Origin of the sequence: Janthinobacterium sp. Ant5-2-1, assembly GCF_001445815.1 — a bacterium.
GTDB classification, from domain to species: Bacteria; Pseudomonadota; Gammaproteobacteria; order Burkholderiales; family Burkholderiaceae_D; genus Janthinobacterium; species Janthinobacterium lividum_E.
The window spans coordinates 19,819-45,769 of record NZ_LNCE01000051.1; the positions used below are offsets into that span (position 1 = coordinate 19,819).

The following is a 25,951-nucleotide window of genomic DNA, read 5'->3' on the forward strand; positions in this document are numbered from 1 at the left end:
GGTGCGTTTTTATGAAAGCTGAAACGTTTATTTATTTGGCTGCGGCGTCAGACGAAGATAAGGTTTCGCTGCCGTAAAGCCCTTCGGATACTTCTGCTTGATCACGTCCGGGTCTTGCACGGTCAATGGAATGATGACGTCGTCGCCGTCTTTCCAGTTGCCTGGCGTGGCCACCGTGTAGCAGTCCGTCAGTTGCAGGGCGTCGATGACGCGCAGGATTTCATTGAAGTTGCGGCCCGTGCTCAGCGGATACGTGAGGATCAGCCGTACTTTCTTGTTCGGGTCGATGATGAAGACGGAGCGCACGGTGGCCGTGACGGATTGCTCCGGGTGGATCATGTCATACAGCACCGATACTTTCTTGTCCACGTCGGCGATGATGGGGAAGCCCACGACCGTGTTTTGCGTCTCTTCGATATCCTTGATCCAGCTCTTGTGCGACTCGGCCGCGTCCACGGACAGGGCGATGGCCTTCACATTGCGCTTGTCGAATTCCGGCTTGAGCTTGGCCGTCAGGCCCAGTTCCGTCGTGCACACGGGGGTAAAGTCGGCCGGGTGGGAGAACAGCACCACCCAGGAATTGCCAGCCCACTCATGGAACTTGAGCGGACCGATCGAGCTGTCTTGTTCAAAATCAGGGGCGACATCGCCCAGGCGTAAAGTCATCGTGATCTCCTGTGAGGTTATGTGGCAATCGAATTCGTCGAATCAGGCTGCCTGACGGTGGCGCTTGTCGCTTTGCGCCAGATCAAACAGCGTTTGCAATTGCGCCTGGCCGTAGACCCAGTCGCCAAGGCGCGACTCGGCGTTGATATGGCCCAGCGCACCGCCATCAATATACTTGCAATTCCAGCGCCGTGCCCACTGCGCCGCGTGCTCGGCCGTCATCCACGGATCGGTCTGGCTGGCGATCAGGATGCCGGGGCAAGGCAGCCGCTTTTGCGGCAATGCCTTCGCCACGCCAAACTTGTCCGGATCGGCCGGCCCCACCAGCAGCACGCCGGCCACGCCCTGCGGGTCCCGAGCCAGGCTGTGCGCCGTCGTCAGGCAGCCGAAGCTGTGGGCGACGATCAGGGTCGGGCGCGCATCCTGCCGCCGCACCTGGTCCAGGCGCGCCGACCAGGTGGCCAGGTCGGGCGCGTTCCAGTCGTCCTGCTCGACCCGCTCGAATTGCGGATACAGGCGCTGCCAGCGGCTCTGCCAGTGTTCGGGACCGCTGTTATGCAAGCCCGGCACGATCAGTACCCGGTAATCAGAAAAGCTGCGCAGCGCCATGATGTGTCCTTTTAGTAACGGTCTGGCAATCGTGCCATCCGGTATTACTTGGGCTGGTAGATCTGGTCGAAGATGCCGCCATCGGCAAAGTGCGCCTTCTGTGCGGCCGTCCAGCCGCCAGCCACTTGCTCGATGGTGAACAGGTTGACCTTGGCGAACTGCGACGCGTATTTCTTCGCCGCCTTGTCCGTTGCCGGACGGTAGTAATTTTTCGCGATGATGTCTTGCGCTTCATCCGTGTACAGGTAGTTCAGGTAAGCCTCGGCCACCTTGCGCGTACCATGCTTGTCGGCAAATTTGTCGACGACGGCGACAGGCGGCTCGGCCAGGATGCTGACGGATGGCGTGATGATGTCGAACTTGGTCGGGCCCAGTTCCTTGACGGCCAGATAAGCCTCGTTTTCCCAAGCGATCAGCACGTCGCCGATGCCGCGCTCGACGAAGGTGGTGGTGGCGCCGCGCGCGCCGGAATCGAGCACGGGCACGTTCTTGTACAGTTTGCCGAGGAAATCCTTGGCCTTCGCTTCATTGCCGCCCGGCTGGCGCAATGCATAGCCCCAGGCTGCCAGATGGTTCCAGCGGGCGCCGCCCGAAGTTTTCGGGTTCGGCGTGATGACGGACACGCCCGGCTTGATCAGGTCGTTCCAATCCTTGATGCCTTTCGGGTTGCCCTTGCGCACCAGAAACACGATGGTCGAGGTGTAAGGCGAGCTGTTGTGCGCCAAACGCTTTTGCCAGTCGGCGGCCAGCAGCTTGTGCTCGGCCAGCGCATCGATGTCGTAGGCGAGGGCCAGGGTGACCACGTCCGCTTCCAGACCGTCGATGACGGCGCGCGCCTGCTTGCCGGAACCGCCGTGCGATTGCTTGATCTTGACGTTGTCGCCCGTCTTGCCTTTCCACTCCTTGGCAAATGCCGTATTCACATCCTGGTACAGCTCGCGCGTCGGATCGTACGACACGTTAAGCAGGGTGATATCGGCAGCCTGCGCCGTTTGCAAAAGGGCAAACGCGCTGATGGCGGCGGCAATGATGATTTTTTTCGACAGCATCTAAGATCCCCGTATGGTTGAACTTGCAGAGCCACCAGATTACGGCGCCATGGCCGCAAAGAGAACGAAGCGTTTCGCCGTTTGATATGCGATTTCCGCATATAGCCGACACGCATCGGGGATTTAGTGCCTAATAAAAGCGGTTAAACAATACAACGGCCCAGGTGGCGAAGGCCAGGATGCACGTCAGCAGCACAGCGGCGCTGCCGAAATCCTTGGCATTTTTCGACAGCGGATGGCGTTCGAGCGAAATGCGGTCAACCACGGCTTCGATTGCCGAATTGATCAGTTCGACGATCAGCACCAGCAGCAGCACGCCGATCAGCACCAGCTTTTCAAACGCGGAAATGCGCAGCAGCAAGGCGATCACCGTGCCGACGACGAACAGGCCCAGCTCCTGGCGGAACGCGTGTTCGTGGCGCCAGGCCGCCTTCAAGCCATCGAGCGAGTAGAAAAAGGCGGAAAAAATCCGTTTCAAGCCGCTTTTGCTCTTGAATTCATTCACAGGTTGCATAGTTTTCCAGGGTTCCAAGTACGTCCAGCCGCCAATTATGAGGGTCAATATGAGAATTGTGACAATTTATTCGCTGAATATCTCGGAACATTTCACTATTTTTTCACATCATGGTATAAAGAAGCATGAATACTGCATTGCACCAAATCCATCATGAAAATTGAACCGGTCGCTGCCCCGAAGACGACGATCCAGGTGATCGAGCGCATGGTCGCCCTGCTCGATGCCCTGGCCAAATATTCCGACCCGGTCAGCCTGAAGGAATTGTCCAAAGTATCGGGCCTGCACCCCTCGACGGCGCACCGCATCCTCAACGACATGGTGCTGACGCGTTTTGTCGACCGCATCGAACCTGGCACGTACCGGCTGGGCATGCGCCTGCTGGAACTGGGCAATGTGGTGAAAAGCCGCCTCAGCGTGCGCGAAGCGGCGCTGGACTTCATGCGCCAGCTGCACAAGAAAACCCAGCAAACGATCAACCTGTCCGTGCGCCAGGGCGACGAGATCGTCTACATCGACCGCGCCTTTTCCGAACGCTCGGGCATGCAGGTGGTGCGCGCCATCGGCGGCCGCGGCCCGCTGCACCTGACCTCGACCGGCAAGCTGTTCCTCTCCGTCGATGAGCCGAAAGCCATCCGAGCGTATGCCACGCGCACGGGCTTGGCCGGGCACAACAAGAATTCCATCACGGATCTGCAAAAGCTCGAGCGCGAACTGAGCCTGGTGCGCGAACGCGGCTATGCGCGCGACAATGAAGAGCTGGAACTGGGCGTGCGCTGCATGGCCGCCGGCATCCGCGACGATTCCGGCAAGCTGATCGCGGGCCTGTCGATCTCGGCGCCAGCCGACCGCCTGCAGGATGAGTGGCTGGTGGACCTGGTGGAAACGGCCAACCAGATTTCAGTGACTTTGGGGTTTATACCCCAAGACTAAAGAAGCAGGGCAGCAACGCCGCCCTGTTTCTTTTAGCCGCCTGGCAGACTCATGTTGGCAGGTTTTAAAGCCTCCAGCCACTTGCGCATGCGGCCCGCATCGGCCGTGCGCGACTGTTTTCCCTTGGAATCGAGGAAAACCATGATCACGGCCCGTCCTTCGATGACAGCCTGCATCATCAGGCAACGTCCCGCCTCATTGATAAAGCCCGTCTTTTGCAAGCCGATTTCCCAGCCCGGGTTGGCCACCAGATGATTCGTATTGCCAAACTGCATGGGCTGGCCGCTGGCTTCGACGATGGCTTTCGGGTCCGTCGAGTACTCGCGCAGCAGCGGATGGCGGAAAGCGGCCATGGCCAGCTTGCCCAGGTCGCGCGCGCTGGCCACGTTCATTTTTGACAGGCCACTGGAATCGACGTAATGCGTATCCATCATGCCCAGCTGGCGCGCCTTGCTGTTCATGGCGTCGACAAATGCCGACAAGCCGCCCGGATAATTGCGGCCCAGCGCCGAGGCGGCCCGGTTTTCCGAACTCATCAGGGCGATGTGCAGCATATTTGCGCGTGTCAATTGCGAACCCACTTTCAGGCGCGAGCTGCTGAACTTCGCGCGGTCGACGTCCTCGTCCGTGATCGTCAGCAATTCATCCATGTCCTGATGCGCTTCGACCACCACCAGACCCGTCATCATCTTGGTGATGGAGGCGATGGGCAGGGCGACATTCGAATTCTTTTCAAACAGCACTTCCGAATTGGCCTGGTCCAGCACCAGCGCCACGCTCGACTTGAGGTCGAGCGGATCGCGCGTGAGGTTCAGGCCGGCCAGGTCGCCCATGGTGGGCATCGGTGCGGCCATGGGCACGGCCACGCTGCTGATTTTTTGATAGATGACCTTGCGTTTGCCACGCACCATGACGACCCGGCGCACGCTCTTTTCGCGCGGCGCGGCCGTCGCGCCCTTGCGCAGCACGACTTTGACTTTCTTGGTGTTGTGTTTCTTGGAGGCTGAGGATTTGCCGTTCGCTTCCTTGGCGTGCACGGCCGCAGCCGGCGCCAGTGCAAACAGCAGGGAAGCCAGGACACCCAGCGCAAGTTTAAACTTAGCCATTCGATAATTCCCCGTGAAGCTGTTGCCTTATTGCAGTGTAGCGAAATGCAGAGTAATCGCAAGCCTATTTAACAGTTACGACAGTATTTATTGCAGTACTGAAATACAAATCGTTAGCGATCAGCAAACAAGCTCATCCTTAATCGGCTATTTGCCTGTGCGCATCGCCAGTAATGCCTATTTGTCCATGAATTTAACAAAGCCGGCCAGCGGCTCGCGTTCCGTGCTCAGGCGGTTCTCGATTTTGTCCGGATCGGCATAGCCAAGGGCCATGCCGCACACCACCATTTCGCTGGCCGGCACGCCCAGTTCGTCGCGAATGATGTCATGGTAATGGATGAAGGCCGCCTGCGGGCACGTGTCGAGCCCGCGCGCGCGCGCCGCCAGCATGATATTTTGCAAGAACATACCGTAGTCGAGCCAGGAACCCTGTTCCAGCACCCGTTCGATGGTAAAGATCAAGCCGACGGGCGCATCGAAAAACTGGAAATTGCGTCCATGCTGGGCAGCCATGCCGACCGTATCGCCCCGCTCCAGGCCCAGCAGCTGATACAGGTCCAGGCCGATCTTGCGGCGGCGTTCGATGAACGGCGCCGTCCACTGGCGCGGGTAATAGATATACGACGCCGTGCGCGCGGGCGCATCGGGCGCCTTCGGTGCGGCATAGACGTCGAGGATGCGGCGCGACAGCCGCGCGCGCGCCTCGCCCGACAGCACATACACTTTCCACGGCTGCATGTTCGCGCCCGAGGGCGCGCGCGCCGCCACTTCCAGGATGCGCGCGATATCGTCCTGCGCCACCGGCGTGGGCAAAAAGGCGCGAATCGAACGACGCGACAGAATGACGGCGTCGACGGTTTGCTGCGCCGCCTGTGTTTCAGATGCTTGCTTGTTCACTGCCCTGCTCTCCTGCTCTCTACTTCTTGACGACAAACACCACGCCAACCACGGCCACCAGCATGCCGGCGATGCCCAGCATATTGAATGCTTCGCCAAACATCAGCCAGGCCATCACGGCCGTCGTGGGCGGCGTCAGGTACAGCAAGCCCGTCACTTTCGTGGCGTCGCTGCGGCGGATCAGGGCGAACAGCAGGAAGATGGCGCCGATGGACAGCACGAGTACCGACCACAGCAAGGCGCCGATGAAATTCGCCGTCCATTGCACATTGCTGAAATGCAGGTCCAGCCCTTCGTAATATAGGGCGAATGGCAAGACCACGACGATGGAGGCGGCAAACTGCACCACCGTGCCGGTGCGCAAGTCGAATTGCGGACAGTGGCGTTTTTGGTACATGGTGCCTGCCGTCATTGACAGCAGGGCGAACACGCACAGCAGCACGCTTTCCACGGTCAGGCCCACGAGGTTGATCTTCGCATACACGACGAGGGCCACGCCCAGCAAGCCGAAGAACAGGCCCAGCCACTGGCGCGGGCGCACGGATTCACCGATCAGCGGTGCGGCGCAGGCCGTCAACACGGGCTGCATGCCCACGATCAGGGCGGACAGGCCAGCCGGCATGCCCAGCTTGATGGCGCACCAGACGCCGGCCAGATAGCCCGCTTGCATCAAGATGCCGGCAACGGCGATCTGGCGGAACTGTCCCACGGGCCACGGCGCGCGCAACAGCAGCACCAGCGGCAGCAGGATCACCAGCACCCCCAGGAAGCGCAGCAGCAAAAAGGTCAGCGGGGGCGCGTATGGCAGGCCGAACTTGGCGACGATAAAACCTGTGCTCCATAACAACACAAAGAAGCCAGGCAAGGCCATCGGCGTCAGAGTGGTCAGAAAAGAGGCTTTGCCGCTGGCGCCAGCCGCGGCGGGAAGATTGGACATGGTATCAACTCGGGAAACAGGATCGGCACCGGAGCGCTGTGCCAGTGCGGGAGGCAAAGTCTAGCATGCTGCGCCGCGATCGTCCCCGTAGCCGCTGGAAATGATAGTTTAGGCATAAACCATTGACACCTAGAAATCAAATATTTCTCTTTAGAAACAATGACTTTTGATGCAAATCTATTCAATTGTTGCATCGCACAAGAAACGCTTGACTTCGTTTTTTTTAACCGTAGAATAGGGTTTGTTGCGTTGCACAATTCTTGTTCAGCTTGAAAAATTTAGATTCACCTGCTTTCCCAAACGGTACACGCAGCATCAAATTAACCAGATTTCGATTTTTTGGAGATTTATATGTTTTCAATTCCTGAGCAATTTTCGTCCGCTACCAAAGCCAACCTGGAAGCCCAATTCGCCCTGTTCTCGTCGCTGACGGGCAAAGCCTTCGAAGGCATCGAAAAGATCGTCGAACTGAACCTGACCGCCGCCAAAGCGACCCTGGAAGAATCGACCGCCGCCGCCAAGCAATTGCTGTCGGCAAAAGATCCACAAGAATTCTTCTCGCTGAGCGCTGCTCAAGCCCAGCCTAGCGCCGAAAAAGCCATCGCTTACGGCCGTCACCTGGCTGCCATCACGTCCGGCACCCAAGCCGAGTTCAGCAAAGCAGCTGAATCGCAAATCGCTGAAACCAACCGCAAGGTAATTTCGCTGGTGGAAGAAGTTACCAAGAACGCGCCAGCCGGTTCGGAAAACGCCGTCGCCATCCTGAAAAGCGCCATCGGCAACGCCAACGCAGGCTACGAGCAATTCTCGAAAACCAGCAAGCAAGCCGTCGAAGCCATCGAAGCGAACCTGGCATCGGCCGTGAACCAGTTCACGCAAGCAGCTGAAAAAGTCGTGCCACGCGCTGCCGCCAAGTAATTCCTGCGCGACCGCTACGGCGGTCCGCTGCACTAGCTCCTCCAGGCATCCATCCCGTACTTCCCCGACGGATGCCATTATGCCCCAGCCCAGCTGGGGCATTTTTTATGCGCGCTTACTCGCCCAGATACGCCGCCTTCACGCGCGGGTCATCGAGCATGGCGGCCGCGTTACCGCCCATGGTGACCAGGCCGGAATCCATCACATAGCCGCGGTGCGCCGCTTGCAGGGCCAAACGGGCATTCTGTTCGACCAGCAAGATCGTGATGCCTTCGGACGACACCTTGCGGATTACCTCGAAGATTTTCTCGACCATGATGGGCGACAGGCCCATCGACGGCTCGTCGAGCAGCAGCAATTTCGGATGACTCATCAAGGCCCTCGCCATGGCCAGCATCTGCTGCTCGCCGCCCGACAGGGTGCCGGCCATCTGCGCCGCCCGTTCTTTCAGGCGCGGAAACACGTCGAACCACTTGGCGATATCGTCCTCGACACCGGCCTTGTCCGTGCGCGTGTAAGCGCCCATCATGAGGTTTTCGCGGATCGACATGCGGGTAAACACGCCCCGCCCTTCCGGCACCATGGCCAGTTTTCTTTCCACCAAATGAAACGATTTCGTCCCCTTGAGCGATTCGCCCAGGTAACTGATCGTACCTTCGACCTTGCAGGCCGGCAAAGTGCCCGTGATGGCTTTCAAGGTCGTCGTCTTGCCGGCGCCGTTCGCGCCGATCAGGGCGATCAGCTCGCCCTCGTTCACTTCCAGGTCGATGCCTTTCACGGCCTTGATGCCGCCGTAGGCCACGTGCAAGCCCGATACCTTCAATACATTCTTGTTCAAGCCATCGTTACTCATGCGTGCGATCCTCCCAGATAAGCCTCGATGACGGCCGGGTTCTGTTGTATTTCGGCCGGCAAGCCTTCGGCGATGCGCTTGCCATACTCGAGCACCGTGATGCGGTCGCACAATCCCATCATCAGTTTCACGTCGTGCTCGATCAACAGCACGGTCTTGCCTTCAGCCTTGATTTTCACCAACAGCTCGCGCAGGGCCAGCTTTTCCGTCGCGTTCATGCCGGCCGCCGGCTCGTCGAGCGCCAGCAGTTGCGGGTCGGTGGCCAGCGCGCGGGCGATTTCCAGGCGCCGCTGGTCGCCGTACGACAAAAAGCGCGCCGTGCGGCTGGCGAACTGGGCGATGCCGACGAAGTCGAGCAGCTCCATGGCCCGCTTGCGGATCGACGCCTCTTCCTCGCGCGCCGCCTTGTGGCGGAAGATGGCGCCGAACACGCCCTGATGCGAGCGCACGTGGCGCCCCACCATCACGTTTTCCAGCGCCGTCATGTCGCCAAACAAACGGATGTTCTGGAAGGTGCGCGCAATGCCCGCCTTGGCCACCTTGTGCGGCGCGGATGGTGAATACGGCTTGCCGGCCAGCTCGAAAGTGCCCGTGTCGGGCTGGTACAGGCCCGTGATCACGTTGAAAAACGTCGTCTTGCCGGCCCCGTTCGGGCCGATCAAGCCATAGATTTGCCCTTGCCGGATGGTGATGCCCACGTCGGTGAGCGCCTGCAAGCCGCCAAAACGTTTATTCACGCCGGCAATATTGAGAATGATCTGTTCGCTCATGCTATCCCTCCCTTAAGCGGACACGACGCCGGTGGATTTGTTCGGCTGGTCGACGTCGTGGTCGGGCCGGTCTTCGTGCTTCGGCGATGGCCACAGGCCCGCAGGACGGTTGAGCATGATCAAGACCATGGCCAGGCCGTACAACAACTGGCGCAATACTTCCGCCTCGATCACTACATGGCCGAACAGCGCCTGCTGGGCCGGCTCCACCACGTGGCGCAACACTTCCGGTATCGAAGCGAGGATCACGCCGCCGAGGATCACGCCGGGAATGTGGCCGATGCCGCCCAGCACCACCATGGCCAGCACGGCGATCGATTCCGTCAAGGAAAACGATTCCGGCGAGACAAAGCCCTGGAACGAGGCAAACATGGCACCGGCCACGCCGCCGAACGAGGCGCCCATGGAAAAGGCCAGCAATTTGACGTTGCGCGTATTGATGCCCATGGCCTTGGCGGCGATCTCGTCTTCGCGGATGGCCACCCAGGCACGGCCCAGGCGCGAATGCTGCAGGCGCTTGGTGACGAACACGACGGCGATGCACAGGAACAGGAACAAAAAGTAATAGGCGTTCACGGACGGCATGGAAAATCCGGCCACCGTGACGGTGCTGTTGGTGCCCGCCTCGCCCGCCAGATTGACGCCGAAGATGCGGATGGGGTCGATCAGATTGATGCCTTGCGGCCCGTTCGTGAAATTGATCGGGTCATTCAGATTGTTCATGAAGATGCGGATGATCTCGCCAAAGCCCAGGGTGACGATGGCCAGGTAGTCGCCGCGCAACTTGAGCGTAGGCGCGCCCAGCAAGGCGCCGAACAGGCCGGCCACGGCTGCGGCCAGCGGCACGATGATCCAGATCGACAAATGAATGCCGTTTTCGCGGATTTCCGGCCCCATCAGTTGCACCAGGGTTTCGCCCAGCACCGGATACTGATTCACCACCGATTCAAGCAGGATGGCGAACTGGGGCGACGCCAGCAAGGCCGTCAGGTAGGCGCCCACGGCGTAGAAGGCGATGTAGCCGAGGTCCAGCAGGCCGGCAAAGCCGACGACGATGTTCAAGCCCAGGGCCAGCATGATGTACAGCAAGGCCATGTCGATGATGCGTACCCACGAGTTGCCGAACTGGGCGGCAAAGAACGGGAACACCACCAGCAGCGCGGCCAGACCCAGCATGCCGGCGTAGGCCTTGGCGGGATTCTTTTTTGCGTCGAAATCGAGTAGTGCCATGATTTAATCTCCCAGTTTTACATCAGGCACGGTCGGCCACGCGTTCGCCCATGATGCCGGACGGGCGCAGGGTCAGCACGATGATCAGCACGACGAAGGCAAAGATATCCTGGTAATGGCTGCCCAGGAAGCCGCCCGTGATGTCGCCGATATAGCCGGCACCCAGGCTCTCGATAATGCCCAGCAAGATACCGCCCAGCATGGCGCCATAAATATTGCCGATGCCGCCCAGCACCGCCGCGCAGAACGCCTTCAAGCCGGGAATGGCACCCATGGAAAATTGAATGGAGGCATAGTTGGCGCCCCACATCACGCCCGCCACGGCCGCCAGCGCGGCGCCGATGGCAAAGGTGGCCACGATGACCTTGTCGGAATCGACGCCCATCAGCCCTGCCACGCGGGGGTTTTCCGCCGTGGCGCGCATGGCGCGTCCCATGCGGGTTTTTTCCACCAACAACACCAATCCGCCCATCGACAGCGCGGCCAGGGCCAGCAGCAACACTTGCGTTTGCGAAATCACGGCGCCGCCTATGTTGATAGGGTCGGTCGACAGCAATTGCGGGAAGGGCAAGGGATTGCGCGTCCAGATCATCATGGCGAAGGTTTGCAGCAGGATGGAGACGCCGATGGCGGTAATCAGGGGGGCGAGGCGGGGGGCGTTGCGCAGGCGGCGGTAGGCGACCCGCTCGATGATGATGTTGACCAGAATACAGATGGGAATGGCGCCGAGGATGGCCGTGGCCAGTTTCAGATAGCCGGGCCAGTCCGGTACATAGATGCCCAGCAGCTTGAGAATGGTCAGGCCCACCATGGCGCCGATCATGAGCACGTCGCCGTGGGCGAAGTTGATCAGGTTCAGCACGCCGTACACCATGGTGTAACCGAGGGCGACTAAGGCATACATGCTGCCCAACACCAAGCCGTTAATGATCTGCTGGATGAATGTATCCATGATTGCCCTATCAAATATGCATTTTTCGGGAACAACTTCCGCCAGAACATGCCGCTGATACAAAAACGGCACCGGAGGAAGAATTCCTGCAGTGCCATCCCTGGACCGTTCTCACCAGCATGGTGCACGCACTCAAAACGGGCGTGACCTTGCTTAGTCATAACGACAACATATTCAAGCTTGAGGCAATCATAACGATCTTTTGCAAAAACTAAACTTGGAATAAATCGATCATTTCCGAATTAAATTCTGTTTTGAGGCAACTATTTCATCGATACTCAACAGCCATACAGACTCAGGCGACGTCGCGCTTGATGCCATCGAGGCCTTTCGGCATCGGGAACGTGACGGCTTCCTGCACGCCGTCAAGCGGGCGCACGCTCTTCACGCCGCACTCTTTCAAGCGGTCGATGACGGCTTGCACCAGCACCTCGGGCGCCGAGGCGCCAGCCGTCACACCCACGCGCAGCTTGCCTTCCAGCCAGGCGGGATCGATCTGCGAGGCATTGTCGACCATGTAGGCAGGCGTGCCCATCTTGTCTGCCACTTCGCGCAGGCGGTTCGAATTCGAGCTGTTCGGGCTGCCCACGACGATCACCACTTCCACCAGCGGCGCCATGAATTTGACGGCTTCCTGGCGGTTCGTGGTGGCGTAGCAAATGTCGCCTTTTTTCGGCTCGGCGATATTCGGATATTTCGCTTTCAAGGCCGCAATAATGTCGCTAGTGTCGTCAACTGACAACGTTGTTTGCGAAACATAGGCCAGGCTCTCCGGATTGGCGACCTGCAATTTCGCCACATCGTCGAGCGTTTCCACCAGATGCATGCCCATATCGGCCTGGCCCATCGTGCCTTCGACCTCGGGATGGCCATCGTGGCCGATCATGATGATCTCGCGGCCTTCGCGGCGCATCTTGCCCACTTCCATGTGCACCTTGGTAACGAGCGGGCAAGTCGCATCAAAAATGCTCAGGCCGCGCGACTCCGCCTCGGCACGCACGGCTTTCGACACGCCATGGGCGGAAAACACGAGCGTATTGCCAGCAGGCACGTCATCGAGGTCGTCGATGAAGATGGCGCCCTTGTTGCGCAAGTCGGCCACCACATAGGCGTTGTGGACGATTTCATGGCGCACATAGATCGGTGCGCCAAATTGCTGCAAGGCGCGTTCGACGATTTCGATCGCCCGGTCGACGCCAGCGCAGAAACCGCGGGGCTGGGCCAGTAACAGTTCTTTATCCATCGCTACTCCTTACAGGACCGAAATGAGCTTGACTTCAAAACGCAGCGGCTGACCCGCCAGCGGATGATTGAAGTCGAACAGGGCCGAGTCGTCGCGCAGTTCGCGCAATACGCCGGCAAAGCGGCCGCCGCCCGGCGCGGCGAAGTCGACCAGGTCGCCGATCTTGTAGTCGGCACCAGGCACCGAGTTCTCGTCCAGCGTCGCGCGCGAGACGGATTGCACCAGCTCGGGATTGCGCTCGCCAAAGCCTTCGCCGGCCGCCAGCTCGAACGTCTGGTGCGTGCCTTCAGGCAAGCCCAGCAAACGCTGCTCAAGGAATGGCGCCAGCTGGCCCTGTCCCAGCATCAAGGTCGCGGGATTTCCGCTGAAGGTAGTGACAATATCAGTACCGTCAACAGTAGCAAGACGATAATGCAGGGTGAGGTAAGCCGCTTCGGTGACGACTGCTGGTTGCTCGTTGGACATAGTGGTTTTCAAGTAACTGGTGCAAAACGATATTGTAAGCCACACTGGCCGCGCCTGCCCCATGGCTTCGTCAAAGAAGCACGTACTGGGGCACGCGCCGGTGCCAAACAGGAGAACAGCATGGGCATCAAGGATTGGCCGGCCGGCGAACGGCCGCGCGAACGCCTGATCGAGGATGGCGCGCAATCGCTGTCGGACGCGGAATTGCTGGCCGTCTTCCTGCGCACGGGCGTGCGCGGCAAGAGCGCCGTGGAGCTGGCGCGCGATACGGTCGAGCACTTCGGTTCCTTGCGGGGCCTGTTTGGCGCCAGCCTCGTGAGTTTTTCCGCCGTGCATGGCATGGGCAGCGCCAAGTTTGCTCAGCTGCAAGCCGTGCTGGAACTGGCGCGGCGCGCCATCATTGAGGACTTGCAGGCGGGCCAGGCCCTCAATTCGCCGCACGCGGTAAAAGATTACTTGCGCCTGACCCTGGGCCATCTGGCGCATGAAGCATTCCACGTGTTGTTTTTGGACGTTAAGAACCGCCTGATCACGACCCAGGAAATGTTTCGCGGCACCCTCACCCACACCAGTGTGTATCCGCGCGAAGTGGTCAAGCAGGCGCTGCTGCACAACGCGGCCAGCATCATGCTGGCGCACAATCACCCGTCCGGCACGCCCGAGCCCAGCGAATCGGATCTGCTGCTGACGCGCGCGCTGGTGCAAGCGTTGTCGTTGGTGGACGTGCGCATCCTCGACCATTTCGTCGTGGCAGGGCGGCAAGTGCATTCGTTCGCGGAACATGGGCAAATCTAGGCCAGAGCCCGCTCCACCGCAGTTAACCATGTGTAAACAAGGACATACGTGACAACGGCAGCAGGCTTGTCTAGCAGTAAACAACGCTGTTTACAAGTGCTTTCCCCTATGAGGGAAGGTAAAAGTTAAATTGTTAAATTATTTCAATACAACATGACACAATTGTTTTTCGCAAGTCATTGATAAATCTGCTTATTTTGGATATACTCTCGTTTTTCCAATTTGGAATATCTTTAAGGAGTGCGCCATGGCACGTGTTTGCCAAGTCACTGGGAAGAAGCCGATGGTCGGCAACAATGTTTCCCATGCAAACAACAAAACCAAACGTCGTTTTTTGCCTAACTTGCAGAATCGTCGTATTTTTGTTGAATCTGAAAACCGCTGGGTCTCCCTGCGTTTGTCCAACGCCGGTCTGCGCGTCATCGATAAAGTCGGCATCGACGCCGTATTGGTCGATATGCGCGCTCGTGGCGAAAAAGTCTAATTAGCAGAATAAGGGAGCTATCATGGCAAAATCAGGCCGCGACAAAATCAAGTTAGAATCGACCGCCGGTACGGGTCACTTCTACACGACTACCAAAAACAAGCGTACGACGCCTGCGAAAATGGAGATCATGAAATTCGATCCTAAAGCACGCAAGCACGTAACGTACAAAGAAACCAAGATCAAGTAATTGATATTGTGTTCTGTAAAAAGAGCCGCTCCAATGAGCGGTTTTTTTTCGCCCTGATTTTTACGCCCTTCCCTCTCCCTTTTGTCAGAACGAAAAAAAAGCCCTGGAAACCAGGGCTTTGATATGTTGCGGCAGCTTACTCAGGCATAGCTGCGCAGGCGCAAGGAAAAATCCTGCAGCGACTTGATGCCCGACGCTTCGGCGCGCGTGCACCAGTCTTGCAGTTTTTGCAGCAACTGCTCGCGCGTAAAGTGCGAACGCTCCCAGATGGCGCCCAGTTCCACGCGCATGTGGTGCATGGTTTCCAGCGCCTTGCTGTGCTGGAACAGTTCCGACAACTGTTCGTGGTGCGCATCGGCCAGCTTGCCCGGTTCGCGCTGCATCAGCTTGCGCGACGACTTCAGGAAGCGCTTTTCCAGTTCCGCCTTGTGTTTCAGGTGTTCCAGCTCTTCCTTCCAGGCATGCTTGATCGATTTCGCGTACTTGGCCATCACATCATAACGGTTGGCGATGACCGACTGCAAGGTCTCGAAGTCCGCTTCCAGCTTGCCGTGCGAGAACTTCGGTTCCGGCGCCAGCTTTTTCACCTTGGCCAGGCCCAGCATTTCCAGCGCGCGGATGTACGCCCAGCCGATATCGATTTCATACCATTTCGACGACAGCTTGGCCGACGTCGCATACGTATGGTGATTGTTGTGCAACTCTTCGCCGCCGATCAGGATGCCGAAAGGAATGATGTTGGTGGCCGCGTCGGCGCAATCGTAGTTGCGGTAGCCCCAGTAGTGGCCGATGCCGTTGATGATGCCGGCGGCCGTGATCGGAATCCACATCATTTGCACGGCCCACACGGAAATGCCGATCACGCCGAACAACACGAAATTGATGACGAACAGCGATACCACGCCCAGCCAGCTGTATTTGGTGTACAGGTTGCGCTCGATCCAGTCCGTCGGCGTGCCATGGCCGTACTTGGCCATGGTTTCCATGTTCTTCGATTCAGCGCGGTACAGCTCGGCGCCTTCCCAGAACACTTTCTTGATGCCGCGCGTCACGGGGCTGTGCGGATCTTCCTCCGTATCGCACTTGGCATGGTGCTTGCGGTGGATGGCAGCCCACTCCTTGGTGACCTGTCCCGTCGTCAGCCACAGCCAGAAACGGAAGAAATGGCTGGGCAGCGCATGCAATTCCAGCGCGCGGTGGGCCTGGTGGCGGTGCAGGTAAATCGTGACGCTGGCGATCGTGATGTGAGTGACCACCATGGTGTACAGGAAAACTTGCCATGCGGACAGATCAGTAATGCCAGTTGCCATGAACTGCAAAACGTCGTGTAAAACGGAACTCAATGTCATTACTACTACTCCAAGTGGACAGGGCGTGCGCACGGTCGCTCCAGTGACTCTGGAGGTCCGGCAGAGTTAATTTTAGGCGTGATTGTACGCCCTAATGGGTGCTATCAGGCAAAATCGGAGGCAGGCAGCGAGGTTAAGGCTGGGTGCCGGATGGCGCGGACTCACCGTCTGCCGCGCTGGAGAGCGGGGCAGGAGGCGTACCAACAATACGCAATTCGCGTTGCGGAAACGGTACAGTGACCTTATGTTCCTGCAAGGTGCGCCAGATGGCGCGGTTCACATTCGACTTCACGCCGCCCGTGCCGTTTTCCGGATCCGCGATCCAGAAGCCGATCTGCACATCGAGGCCGTCGGCGCCGAAACGCACGAGGGTGGCCGATGGCGGATTGCTTTGCGACACACGCGGCACCTTGGCGGTCGCCGCTTCCAGCAAGGGGAAGATGACGTCCAGGTCCGTTTCGTAACCCACCGACACGGCCGTCGACAGCCAGACCATGCGGTTGCTCAGCGACATGTTCTGCACGCCGCCGGAAATCAGCATTTCATTGGGCACGATGGATTCAACCCCATCGCCACCCAATAACACAGTATAGCGCGTATTGATCTGCGTGACCTTGCCCGTAAATTGACCCACCGTGATCATGTCGCCGATGGTGAGGCTGCGGTCGAGCAGGATAATGAAACCGGAAACAAAGTTGGCGGCGATCTTTTGCAAGCCAAAACCCAGCGCCACGCCGAAAGCGCCGCCAAATACGGACAGCACCGTCAGGTCGATGCCCACCAGCGACAGGCTGACCAGCACGGAAACGAGGATCAGCACGGCGCGTCCCATGCGCGACAGCACCACGCGCAAGGAAGTGTGCAGGCCCTGCATTTTCATCAGGCGCTCGTCGAGCGATGTGCCGGCCCACATGGCCAGCACCAGCAGCACGGCTACGGAAATAGCGGCTTGCAAGATGGCAGCCACGGACACCTTGTTGCGTCCCAGCGGTACGACGATGCTTTCCAGGAAGGCATGCAGTTCCGGCCACAGGCCCGTGATGTACAGGGCCATGCCGGCCCACACCACGACCGTGAAGATCTTTTCCAACAACAACATGGTGGGGCTGATGTCGCCATGGCGGGCAAAAATGCGGCGCAGCACATAAAAACCGAAGCGCACCAGCGCCATCGACGTGCACAGGGGGATGGCGATGCTGAGCAAGTTCACCGACTGGAACTTGGCCAGGAAATGCTGCGCAATGCCCAGCAGCATGGCCGCCAGCACAGGCGTCAGGATGCGGATAAAACTATCGGTGCGCTGCAAGGTTTCCGGCGTGGCCGGCGTGGCGGCCGCTTCCGCCCGCTGGTGCAGGAACACGCGCAACTGCCGCACCAGCAGCCAGCTCAGGGCCAGGCAGGCAACGATGACCAGCGCCTGCCACAGGATGGCCGGTTGACGGAAATCGTCGACAAAGTCAGTGATCAGATTGAGCAGCGGGGTTTCATTCATGGCGGATGGAATCTGGAAGGTGGTGCGGGAAAACAAACGGGCGGGGTGCCCACAGCCTGCGCCAGACTGGCTGGCGCAAGTGCATGGCCACCGCTGCGATGCTGCAGCGATGGCCCGTGACAAACTTATTCGGCTGGTTCAGCGTCAACGTCGTCGGCCGGCTTTTCATCGGCGTAGACTTTTTTCGGCATGACCTTGCGCTCGAACACGGCGGCGAAGAAGCCGTCGGTCTGGTGCAGATGCGGCAACAATTTCAGGTAGTCGCCCATTTCCAGCTCGATCTTCTGCTCGGCCAGCACCTTGCTCATCGGCACCAGGGTGAAGTCCGGATGGGCCGCCAGGAATTGCTCGGCGATAAAATCGTTTTCTTCGTTCAGGAAGCTGCAGGTGGCGTACACCAGGCGGCCGCCGCCCTTGACCAGGCGCGCCGCGCCAGCCAGGATGGCTGCCTGCTTGGCTTGCAGCTCGACGATCGAATTCGGCTGCTGGCGCCATTTCACGTCCGGATTACGGCGCAGGGTGCCCAGGCCGCTGCATGGGGCATCGACCAGCACGCGGTCGATCTTGCCGGCCAGGCGCTTGATCTTGGCATCGCGCTCATGCGCGATCTGTACCGGATGCACGTTCGACAGACCGCTGCGGGCCATGCGCGGCTTCAGCTTGGCCAGACGTTTTTCCGACACGTCGAATGCGTACAAACGGCCCGTGTTGCGCATCAGCGCGCCCAATGCGAGCGTCTTGCCGCCCGCGCCGGCACAGAAATCAACCACCATCTCGCCGCGCTTGGCGCCGACGATCTGCGACAGGATCTGGCTGCCTTCATCTTGCACTTCGATGGCGCCGCTCTGGAACAATGGCAGGTTTTGCAGCGATGGCTTCTTGATCACGCGCAAACCCAGCGGCGCGAACGGCGTCGGCGTGCTGAGGATCGGCGCTTCGGCCAGGGCCAGCATCACGTCGTCACGCGTGGCCTTGAGCGAGTTCACGCGCAAGTCCAGCGGCGCCGGCGCGTTCAGCGCATCGGCCAGCTTCATGGTTTCCGCTTCGCCGAACTGGGCGATCAGCTTGTCGAACAGCCAGGTCGGCATGTTGGCACGCATGTTCGACGGCATCAGGCTGCGGTCGATCTGCGTGATGCGTTCCAGCCATTCCACTTCTTCTTCCGTCAGGCCGCCCAAGGAGTCCGCACCGACGGCTTCGGCCAGGCCGAGGATGGTCAAACGGCGCATGGTCGGGCCACTGCCCGCTTCGGCGAAGTCCGTGAAGAACGATTTGTTGCGCAGGACGGCATAAATGCCTTCGGCGATGGCGCCGCGTTCGCGCGAACCGAGGCGCGGATGGTCGCGGAAATAGCGCGACAGGGTGGTGTCGGCCGGGGCCGTGAAACGTAAAATTTCGCGCAATACTTCTTCAGCATTGGCAAGTATCGCTGGTGGCAATCTCATTGTTATTCTTTCTGTAATATTTTATTGAGGGTCCACGCGGACCTGGCCATGCTCGACTGACAGTTTATCGTCAATGAACAGGCGGATGGCGCGCGGGTAAAGCAGATGTTCCTGTACCAGCACGCGCGCCGATAAGCTCTCTTCTGTGTCGCCTGGCAAGACGGGGACTTTCGCGCTCGCCACGGCGGGGCCATGATCGAGCTCGGCAGTCACGAAATGCACGGTCGCGCCGTGTTCCGTTACACGAGCCTCGAGCGCCTGGCGGTGCGTCGCCATGCCCGGGAACAGCGGCAGCAGCGACGGGTGGATATTGAGCATGCGCCCCGCGTAATGCTCGACGAAGGGCGGCGTCAGGATGCGCATGAAACCGGCCAGCACGACCAGGTCGGGGGCAAAACCGTCGATCACGGCTTGCAGCGCCGCATCGAACTGTTCGCGGCTGGCATAATCCTTGTTGGCAACGACTGCGGTCGCTATCCCATGTTCCGCGGCAAAAACCAATCCCTGGGCATCGGCCCGGTTACTGATGACGGCGGCAATACGGGCTGGCCATTGCTCGGCTTGCGCCGCGCGTACGACCGCTTCCATGTTGCTGCCGCGTCCGGAAATGAGGATAACGATATTTTTCATAGCGCGCATTGTACCCGCTATGGCGATGCGAACCAAGAAAGGCCGGCGATATTGTTGCGTCGCAACATGATCGCACAACAAGCGCTTGCGCCGGACAATGCTGCCTGCCAAGCCGGAAAAAGGCTGATTTTACGCCATCACAACGTGAGTAAGTGTTTACTCGAACGAATAGAAGACGCGGAACGGGACTTTCTTCTCGGCCCAGTAGTCGGCCGCGTCGCGGAACACGTCAAGCAGGATCTCGCGCGCTTCCTTGTCGAATTTTTGCGTATTTGGCAATTGCTCGAGCACCACCAGAAAGCCCGTCTGCGTGCCGGCCTTGAACATGGTGTCCGTCAGGCACAGGCGCAGGGCATCGAAATTTTTCGCCAGGTTTTTCGGAAACAGGAATGCTTCTGCAATAATGCCGATGACTTGTTGTTTGGTCTGTCCAGCGTTGCAATGCGCATATAAAAAGTGCTGCCCGAGACGGATCGCCTCGTCTTGTAATTCGGTCACGCGAAAGGCACGGATGGACTGGACAAGGTTGGGCGGCACGGTTAGTAACAAACTCATTTTTCCCTCAAATCGACCTGTTATGTATGGATCTCTTCTAGCTGCTCTTCTTATTGCATCCCCGCACGCGGGTCAATGCGCACGCGGTGATTCGATCTGTATCAACTTTTATGCGATTCAGTGCGATTTTATATAAGCCATACGCGTATTAGGGTAACGTGTTGTCCTGCATGAATCAACCCGAATATGATGTCAAACGCAAGATTTGTTACAAACCGCTGGTTTCAAGTCATTTCAACATCTTGTATCGATTGAAAGTGCATGTTACAGACTGTGGGGCAAGGGACTTGGGCTGTTACATTTTGTTGCCAGCCGAAACACTTGTCCCGGTCTGGCGGGATTACTATAGTCCCAAGTTGTAAAAAATACCCTGAAAGATTCTCTAGATAACGAGGTTACAAATGAACTTGCAAGCCAAATTGATGATGTCAGCCCTTTGTATCGGTGCATTGCCACTCGCCCAGGCCGCCGACTTTGAAGATTTCGGCAAGGTCGTGCGCGTCGTGCCGCAAGTGGAACAGATCAACCGTCCACGCCAGGAATGCCGTACGGAATACGTGCAAGTCCAGGCGCCGCCGCAACAGCGCAGCGCTGGCGGCTCCATCGTCGGCGGTATCGCCGGCGCCCTGCTCGGCAGCCAGGTCGGCGGCGGCAATGGCCGCACGGCCGCGGCAGCCGCTGGCGCGATTGCCGGTGCCGTCGTCGGCGACCGTGTCGACAACCAGAACAATTACCAGGGCGGCATGCAGGAACAAGCCGTCAAGCAATGCCGCCAGGTCGACCACTGGGAATCGCGCAACAATGGCTACCAAGTCACCTACGACTACCGCGGCCGCAACTACACGAGCATCATGTCCTACGATCCGGGCGAGCGCATCCGCTTGCGCGTATCGATCGAACCAGCACAGCAATAACTCAGTATTGGGCGTATTAAAATGCCGATCCCTAAGGGTCGGCATTTTTTATGGCACGCTATAATGCGGCACACTTTCAGGCCGCCTTATGCTTATCAAACGAAAATCCATCGAACAAGTCGAATCCTCGCGCCCCGCGCGCAAGCCCCGCTACGCCCCTGTCACCCTGTCGGAAATGGATGGCGTGCGCTATCTGCATTTCGGCACGGAATGGGTGCAGGGCGCCATGCGCATCCGCAAGCCGGACTGGCCGGAACTGGAATACGCGCAGCAGATGATGGCGTGGATGCTGTGGATCGAGCAACCGCAGCGTCTCGCCCAGCTGGGCCTGGGCACGGCCGCGCTGACCAAGTTCTGCTACCGCCAGTTCCCGCAGGCGCAAGTCGAGGCCATCGAACTGAATCCTTCCGTCATCACCATCTGCGAATCGATGTTCAAGCTGCCGCCCAACGACGAGCGCCTGCACGTGCGTGAGATGGATGCGCTCGACTATGTCAACGACGACGCCAATCACGGCACCCTGGACGCCCTGCAGGTGGACCTGTATGACGCCACGGCGCGCGGTCCCGTGCTCGACAGCGCCGATTTCTATGCCGCCTGCTGCGCCTGCCTGGCGCCGCACGGCATCATGACGGTCAACCTGTTCGGCGACCATCCCAGCTACGCGAAAAACATCAAGGCGATGAAGTTTGCGTTTGAACAGGTGATCTGCCTGCCGGAAGTCCATGATGGGAACGTGGTGGCGATCGCTTTCAAGACGAAAGTGCCACTCGATACCGAGGCGCAAGCCGCCCTGCTCGAGCGTGCAAAACAGATCGTCGCCGAGACCAAGCTGCCCGCCAAATCCTGGGTCAAGGGCATCGTCAGCACCCTGTAAGCGCCGGTTTATCCAGGCAAGGCCGGCAGCCAGGAAAGGCGCCGGCCATGCCCGCTTCCCATCCGCCCTCTCCCGCTTCTCCCAATACCTCGCTGGCACTGCCGCAACTGCTGGCCTGGCTGCAGGAAGACGGCATGCTCGATGCGGCGCAAGCGGCGGCCATCGCTGCCCAGGCCGCCCTGCTGCCCGCGCCGGCCATGCATCCGCTGTGCAGCATCGCCCACGGCGCACTGACGCTCGACACCCTGTGCGCGTGGCTGGCGCAACGCTCCAGCTTGCCGTATGTGCACATCGATCCCCTGCACATCGATTTCAGCCAGGTGGCCGACGTCATGACGGCCGGCTATGCGGCCCGTTTCAACATCCTGCCAGTGGAAAGCACGCCGGAACGCATCGTCATCGCCACGGCGCAGCCGTATGCGCTCGCCTGGCAGGCGCAGCTGGGGAATCTTGCGCCACGCAAGCTGAGTCTGGTCATCGCCAACCCGCTGCACATCGCCGACGCCATCGCGCAATTTTTCAGCCTGGCCAGCTCCGTCAAGGTGGCCCGCCAAGCGTCCACGCAAGACCTGGCGCTGCGCCACAATTTCGAACAGCTGGTGGAACTGGGGCGCAACAAGACCAGCCTGGACGCCAACGACCAGCACGTGGTGCGCATCGTCGACTGGCTGTGGCAATACGCGTTTGCCCAGCGCGCTTCCGACATCCATCTGGAACCGAAGCGCGACGCGGGCCTCGTGCGCCTGCGCATCGACGGCCGCCTGCACCAGGCCTATCAGCTGCCGCCCGTCGTGCTGCTGGCCATGACGGCGCGCATCAAGTTGCTCGGGCGCATGGACGTGGTGGAAAAGCGCCGCCCGCAAGATGGCCGCATCAAGACGCGCAATGCGCAGGGCCAGGAAGTCGAACTGCGGCTGTCGACCTTGCCCACGGCCTTCGGCGAAAAGCTCGTCATGCGCATCTTCGACCCGGAAGTGGCCGTCAAGAGCCTGTTTGACCTGGGCTTTCCGCCGGCGGATGCCGAACGCTGGCGCCAGCTGACGGCGCGCACGCACGGCATCGTGCTGGTGACGGGCCCTACCGGCTCGGGCAAGACCTGCACGCTGTACAGCACCTTGAAGGCGCTGGCCAGCAGCGAAGTCAATGTGTGCACGGTGGAAGACCCCATCGAAATGGTCGAGCCGGCCTTCAACCAGATGCAGGTGCAAACCCAGGCCGGCATCGAACTGTCGTTTGCCGATGGCGTGCGGGCACTGATGCGGCAAGATCCCGACATCATCATGGTGGGAGAAATCCGTGACCTGGCCACGGCCGAGATGGCCATCCAGGCGGCGCTGACGGGCCACCTGGTACTGTCGACCCTGCACACCAATGACGCGCCCTCGGCCGTCATGCGCCTGCTGGAACTGGGCGTGCCCGCCTATCTGCTGGAAGCGTGCCTGATCGGCGTGCTGGCGCAGCGATTGCTGCGCTGCCTGTGCCCGGACTGCAAACAGCTGGATGCCGCCCCGGGCGCCGCCGCATGGCAACGCCTGACGGGCGGCCAGCTGGAGCGCCCCCACGAAGCCTACCGCCCCGTCGGCTGCGCCCTGTGCCGGCACAGCGGCTACCTGGGGCGCGCCGGCATCTACGAACTGCTGAGCGTGACGGAAACGTTCGGCCAGCTGGTCAAGGCCGGCGCCGACCTGCACGCGCTGCGCCGCCAGAGTCTGCTCGACGGCATGACGCCGCTGCGCATCGCCGGCGCCCGTAAAATCATCGATGGCACGACCAGCATCGATGAAGTGTTGAAACTCACGGCAGCCCTGCATTAGCAAGCCAGCACTTTCTAGCAGGAATGCTTTGCATTCTTTTTCAACTGATATATAATGCGGCCTCTTTCGGGTCGTTAGCTCAGCTGGTAGAGCAGCGGACTTTTAATCCGTTGGTCGCAGGTTCGAATCCCGCACGGCCTACCACGAATGCGCAGTACTAAAAAGCCTATCCTCACGGATGGGCTTTTTTCGTTTCCGGCGCTCGCGGTTATACTGGCTCTTCGTCTTGCCAGCCCTGAAAGAAACGCATGAAACTTGCCGCCACCCTCCTCCTGGCCACCGCCTGCCTGTCCGCACAGGCGCAGCCACCGATCGTGCTCGACGGCCAGTACAGCGCGCGCACGGACGAGATGAGCCTGCAAATCATCGGCAACCGCGTCTGCTTCGCGCCCGACAAGGCGCAGTGGGGCCGCTTGCCCCGCCCTGCCGCCACGCACGATGCGTGGTTTTGTTTCAGCAACGATGGCGAGGCACGCCGTCTGCTGCGTGTGCCCGCGCGCCAGGCCGACAATTGCGGCTGGCAAGCGCGTGCCCGCATCGTCATCGACAGCTATCAACCGTATGTGGAGCAAGGCGACGGCAACGACATGGCGCGCCTTGCGTCGATCACCAAAGTGGCGCAGCCGAACGCCATCGCCTGCGAATAGTAAGTTTACCTACGCTAATCGAGTTCGTATTCCTGCAGATAGCGGGCAAACAGTTCCCCATCGGCCAAGGGACACGCAAACCCCGCGCCCCAGTCCGCCAGCAGCAAACGCTCTTTCAAGGGCAGCAGCAACAGCTCGGGCATGGCGTCGCTGCACCACAGGTCGCACACGATGCCCTTGTCGTCCAGGCCGGCAAACAAGGTCTCCGTCTTCTCGCCGCCAAAGGCCAGCACGTTCTTGCATTCCACTCGGTAGGTGCTGTAACCCGTGTAAACGGCGTCATACGGCGGCAAGACGTCCGCCAGCGCCAGCCGCAGCTGATCCGCCGTGAGGCCCAGCGCGCCCATCTGCGACGGCGGCGCCTCGGGCACGTACATCTGCGTCCAGCCGGCGCCGCTGCGGTGCGCGTCGGCAAACGCCTCTTGCTCGCCCATCTGCGTCAGACAGTGCTGCAAGTTATCCAGCGGCAGCAGTTCGATCATGCAAAAATCGTCTTCGTGGTAGTACGCTTCCCGCATGTTTCAATTCTCCAGCAAATCCTGCAGTTGCACATTGCGCCGCGACGTCAGCATGGCCGCCCAGGTTGCGCTCGTCACGGATGGGTAGCGCACGGCGCCAAAGTTCATCCAGGCATCGCGGTAGGCCAGCCACAGGCGCTGGGTGGCGCGGATGCCATCCTTGCTTACGGCGCCCGCATGGGTTTGCGCCGGCTTTTTCATGAGCTTGCCGTAGATGGCGTTGAGCTCCTTGTCGAGCGCCGCCGCCTGCTCTTTGGACACGGCGGCTGGCAGCTTGCCGGCTTCGTATTCGCGCAAATCGTGCGCCAGCAAATCGAGCTCGGCCGTGCGGGCGGCGATGCTCAGGGCGGCGCGCGCCGTGCCGCTCAAGTCCGTTTCATTGGCCGCGCGCGCATCGGCAAACTTGCTTGCTGCCGCCTGCAGCTTTTGCAGCGACGTTTGCGCCGCGGCCGGCATTGCTTCGCTGACTTTGGCTGTCGCCTGCCCGCGCACTCTTTGTTTCTGGCGCGCATCGATGGCGCTGCACACACCCATCATGTAGCCGCTGGTGATGTCATCGCAGAGGTCGATCATGCCGCGTCCGCTGGCATTGATCTGCTGCAAGTGCTCGATACGGCCGCGCATTTCGGCCGGCGCCGCATCGATGCTGCACGCATACTTGAGCGCCAGCAACGGGTCTTTTTGCACACCCTGTCCATTCTGGTACAGCATCATCAGGACGGCGCTGTTTTGCGTGGCCATGGCGCAATGGCGCACGGGACGCCAGTCGGCCGGCTTGGGCGCGGACATACTCTTGGTATCGTAATACAGGTCCGTTGCCTGGCATTGCTGCAGGGACGCCACCGCCGATGGCGCCGGCAGGTCGGCCGGCGGCGGCGCCGCATCCTTGACCTTCAAGCAGCCCGCATACCAGGCCGTGCTTTCCGCGTGCCCCACGCCCATGGCGCTCGTGTTCGGGTAGGGAGCGGGCGCGGCGGCAAAACCCGGGGCGGCCAGCAGGCAGCTTGCGCCCAGCAATATCGTTTTCAATAAGGGTAGACTAATTTTCATGGCCGGCCAAAGGTAGCGTCAGTAAAAGAACAAGTTTAACTGATCAGCC

The 25,951-nt window shown here is 59.9% G+C and carries 29 protein-coding genes and 1 tRNA gene; 10 read left to right on the forward strand and 20 right to left on the reverse strand.

The genetic code is table 11. From position 1 onward, the window contains the following. Positions 1-27 precede the first annotated feature (27 nt). From ASN89_RS17100 to ASN89_RS17115, 4 genes are all read right to left on the reverse strand, one after another. Positions 28-666, reverse strand: a complete 639-nt coding sequence (locus ASN89_RS17100; protein ID WP_058050126.1) for a peroxiredoxin — start codon at positions 664-666, stop codon at positions 28-30. 42 nt (positions 667-708) lie between these two features. Then, a complete protein-coding gene (locus ASN89_RS17105; protein WP_034747509.1) occupies positions 709-1,275 on the reverse strand; it encodes an RBBP9/YdeN family alpha/beta hydrolase in 567 nt (188 codons plus the stop codon). 44 nt (positions 1,276-1,319) lie between these two features. Then, positions 1,320-2,324, reverse strand: coding sequence for a sulfate ABC transporter substrate-binding protein (locus ASN89_RS17110; RefSeq protein ID WP_058050127.1), 1,005 nt, complete (start codon positions 2,322-2,324; stop codon positions 1,320-1,322). A 130-nt stretch (positions 2,325-2,454) separates the two neighbouring features. After that, positions 2,455-2,838: a diacylglycerol kinase gene (locus ASN89_RS17115; RefSeq protein WP_035821531.1), complete on the reverse strand. Its 384-nt coding sequence runs from the start codon at positions 2,836-2,838 to the stop codon at positions 2,455-2,457. Positions 2,839-2,991: 153 nt separating this feature from the next. Between ASN89_RS17115 and ASN89_RS17120 the strand changes: the two genes are divergently transcribed. Continuing rightward, a complete protein-coding gene (locus ASN89_RS17120; protein ID WP_046685991.1) occupies positions 2,992-3,771 on the forward strand; it encodes an IclR family transcriptional regulator in 780 nt (259 codons plus the stop codon). Positions 3,772-3,803: 32 nt separating this feature from the next. Here ASN89_RS17120 and pbpG read toward each other — a convergent pair whose 3' ends face one another. The 3 genes from pbpG to ASN89_RS17135 form a co-directional block, all read right to left on the reverse strand. Next, a complete protein-coding gene (gene pbpG, locus ASN89_RS17125; protein WP_046685992.1) occupies positions 3,804-4,877 on the reverse strand; it encodes a D-alanyl-D-alanine endopeptidase in 1,074 nt (357 codons plus the stop codon). Positions 4,878-5,054: 177 nt separating this feature from the next. Beyond that, positions 5,055-5,774 carry a nitroreductase gene (locus ASN89_RS17130; RefSeq protein WP_058050128.1) on the reverse strand — a complete coding sequence of 240 codons (720 nt, stop codon included), beginning with the start codon at positions 5,772-5,774 and terminating at the stop codon, positions 5,055-5,057. A 19-nt stretch (positions 5,775-5,793) separates the two neighbouring features. Beyond that, on the reverse strand, positions 5,794-6,711 hold the full coding sequence (locus ASN89_RS17135; RefSeq protein ID WP_046685994.1) for a DMT family transporter: 918 nt from the start codon (positions 6,709-6,711) through the stop codon (positions 5,794-5,796). Between the two features lie 351 nt (positions 6,712-7,062). Between ASN89_RS17135 and ASN89_RS17140 the strand changes: the two genes are divergently transcribed. Further along, positions 7,063-7,629 (forward strand): phasin family protein, encoded by a 567-nt coding sequence (locus tag ASN89_RS17140; RefSeq protein ID WP_046685995.1) that lies wholly within the window; start codon positions 7,063-7,065, stop codon positions 7,627-7,629. A gap of 115 nt (positions 7,630-7,744) precedes the next feature. Here the strand turns inward: ASN89_RS17140 and ASN89_RS17145 are convergent, their stop codons facing one another. From ASN89_RS17145 to ASN89_RS17175, 6 genes are all read right to left on the reverse strand, one after another. After that, positions 7,745-8,467, reverse strand: coding sequence for an ABC transporter ATP-binding protein (locus tag ASN89_RS17145; RefSeq protein ID WP_138829074.1), 723 nt, complete (start codon positions 8,465-8,467; stop codon positions 7,745-7,747). An 11-nt stretch (positions 8,468-8,478) separates the two neighbouring features. After that, the gene (locus tag ASN89_RS17150; RefSeq protein ID WP_034747484.1) at positions 8,479-9,252 is read right to left on the reverse strand and encodes an ABC transporter ATP-binding protein; all 774 of its coding nucleotides are present in this window, start codon (positions 9,250-9,252) and stop codon (positions 8,479-8,481) included. Between the two features lie 12 nt (positions 9,253-9,264). Then, on the reverse strand, positions 9,265-10,482 hold the full coding sequence (locus tag ASN89_RS17155; RefSeq protein WP_046685998.1) for an ABC transporter permease subunit: 1,218 nt from the start codon (positions 10,480-10,482) through the stop codon (positions 9,265-9,267). 22 nt (positions 10,483-10,504) lie between these two features. Continuing rightward, on the reverse strand, positions 10,505-11,434 hold the full coding sequence (locus ASN89_RS17160; protein ID WP_034747477.1) for a branched-chain amino acid ABC transporter permease: 930 nt from the start codon (positions 11,432-11,434) through the stop codon (positions 10,505-10,507). Positions 11,435-11,729: 295 nt separating this feature from the next. After that, positions 11,730-12,677 (reverse strand): 4-hydroxy-3-methylbut-2-enyl diphosphate reductase, encoded by a 948-nt coding sequence (gene ispH, locus ASN89_RS17170; RefSeq protein WP_034747471.1) that lies wholly within the window; start codon positions 12,675-12,677, stop codon positions 11,730-11,732. A 9-nt stretch (positions 12,678-12,686) separates the two neighbouring features. Then, positions 12,687-13,142: an FKBP-type peptidyl-prolyl cis-trans isomerase gene (locus tag ASN89_RS17175; RefSeq protein ID WP_034747468.1), complete on the reverse strand. Its 456-nt coding sequence runs from the start codon at positions 13,140-13,142 to the stop codon at positions 12,687-12,689. Positions 13,143-13,262: 120 nt separating this feature from the next. Between ASN89_RS17175 and radC the strand changes: the two genes are divergently transcribed. The 3 genes from radC (at position 13,263) to rpmG (ending at position 14,611) form a co-directional block, all read left to right on the forward strand. Further along, entirely contained in the window at positions 13,263-13,937 is a 675-nt protein-coding gene (gene radC / locus ASN89_RS17180) for a RadC family protein (RefSeq protein WP_058050129.1), read from the forward strand. A 247-nt stretch (positions 13,938-14,184) separates the two neighbouring features. Then, on the forward strand, positions 14,185-14,421 hold the full coding sequence (gene rpmB, locus ASN89_RS17185) for a 50S ribosomal protein L28 (protein ID WP_010400928.1): 237 nt from the start codon (positions 14,185-14,187) through the stop codon (positions 14,419-14,421). A gap of 22 nt (positions 14,422-14,443) precedes the next feature. Further along, complete coding sequence (gene rpmG, locus ASN89_RS17190; protein WP_010400929.1) at positions 14,444-14,611, forward strand: 50S ribosomal protein L33; 168 nt, start codon at positions 14,444-14,446, stop codon at positions 14,609-14,611. A gap of 140 nt (positions 14,612-14,751) precedes the next feature. Here the strand turns inward: rpmG and ASN89_RS17195 are convergent, their stop codons facing one another. The 5 genes from ASN89_RS17195 to ASN89_RS17215 form a co-directional block, all read right to left on the reverse strand. Then, positions 14,752-15,960, reverse strand: coding sequence for a fatty acid desaturase (locus tag ASN89_RS17195; RefSeq protein WP_046686002.1), 1,209 nt, complete (start codon positions 15,958-15,960; stop codon positions 14,752-14,754). 133 nt (positions 15,961-16,093) lie between these two features. After that, entirely contained in the window at positions 16,094-17,452 is a 1,359-nt protein-coding gene (locus ASN89_RS17200) for a mechanosensitive ion channel family protein (protein ID WP_058050167.1), read from the reverse strand. A gap of 125 nt (positions 17,453-17,577) precedes the next feature. After that, the gene (locus tag ASN89_RS17205) at positions 17,578-18,897 is read right to left on the reverse strand and encodes an RsmB/NOP family class I SAM-dependent RNA methyltransferase (RefSeq protein WP_058050130.1); all 1,320 of its coding nucleotides are present in this window, start codon (positions 18,895-18,897) and stop codon (positions 17,578-17,580) included. A 21-nt stretch (positions 18,898-18,918) separates the two neighbouring features. Next, positions 18,919-19,527 carry a phosphoribosylglycinamide formyltransferase gene (gene purN / locus ASN89_RS17210; protein ID WP_034747453.1) on the reverse strand — a complete coding sequence of 203 codons (609 nt, stop codon included), beginning with the start codon at positions 19,525-19,527 and terminating at the stop codon, positions 18,919-18,921. A gap of 156 nt (positions 19,528-19,683) precedes the next feature. Next, the gene (locus ASN89_RS17215) at positions 19,684-20,082 is read right to left on the reverse strand and encodes a barstar family protein (RefSeq protein ID WP_034747450.1); all 399 of its coding nucleotides are present in this window, start codon (positions 20,080-20,082) and stop codon (positions 19,684-19,686) included. Positions 20,083-20,483: 401 nt separating this feature from the next. Between ASN89_RS17215 and ASN89_RS17220 the strand changes: the two genes are divergently transcribed. From ASN89_RS17220 to ASN89_RS17240, 5 genes are all read left to right on the forward strand, one after another. Then, positions 20,484-20,996 (forward strand): glycine zipper 2TM domain-containing protein, encoded by a 513-nt coding sequence (locus ASN89_RS17220; RefSeq protein ID WP_034785134.1) that lies wholly within the window; start codon positions 20,484-20,486, stop codon positions 20,994-20,996. Between the two features lie 88 nt (positions 20,997-21,084). Then, a complete protein-coding gene (locus tag ASN89_RS17225; RefSeq protein ID WP_046686006.1) occupies positions 21,085-21,873 on the forward strand; it encodes a spermidine synthase in 789 nt (262 codons plus the stop codon). 47 nt (positions 21,874-21,920) lie between these two features. Beyond that, positions 21,921-23,687, forward strand: a complete 1,767-nt coding sequence (locus ASN89_RS17230) for a GspE/PulE family protein (protein ID WP_046686007.1) — start codon at positions 21,921-21,923, stop codon at positions 23,685-23,687. Between the two features lie 68 nt (positions 23,688-23,755). Next, positions 23,756-23,831, forward strand: a tRNA-Lys gene (locus tag ASN89_RS17235). A gap of 104 nt (positions 23,832-23,935) precedes the next feature. Then, a complete protein-coding gene (locus tag ASN89_RS17240) occupies positions 23,936-24,334 on the forward strand; it encodes a hypothetical protein (protein WP_058050131.1) in 399 nt (132 codons plus the stop codon). Between the two features lie 14 nt (positions 24,335-24,348). On the opposite strand, the gene ASN89_RS17245 is transcribed toward ASN89_RS17240, so the two are convergent. Together ASN89_RS17245 and ASN89_RS29325 are read right to left on the reverse strand one after the other, a co-directional pair. Further along, positions 24,349-24,852 carry a hypothetical protein gene (locus tag ASN89_RS17245; protein WP_046686009.1) on the reverse strand — a complete coding sequence of 168 codons (504 nt, stop codon included), beginning with the start codon at positions 24,850-24,852 and terminating at the stop codon, positions 24,349-24,351. Positions 24,853-24,855: 3 nt separating this feature from the next. Further along, positions 24,856-25,902 (reverse strand): lysozyme inhibitor LprI family protein, encoded by a 1,047-nt coding sequence (locus tag ASN89_RS29325; RefSeq protein ID WP_082654615.1) that lies wholly within the window; start codon positions 25,900-25,902, stop codon positions 24,856-24,858. Positions 25,903-25,951 lie beyond the last annotated feature (49 nt).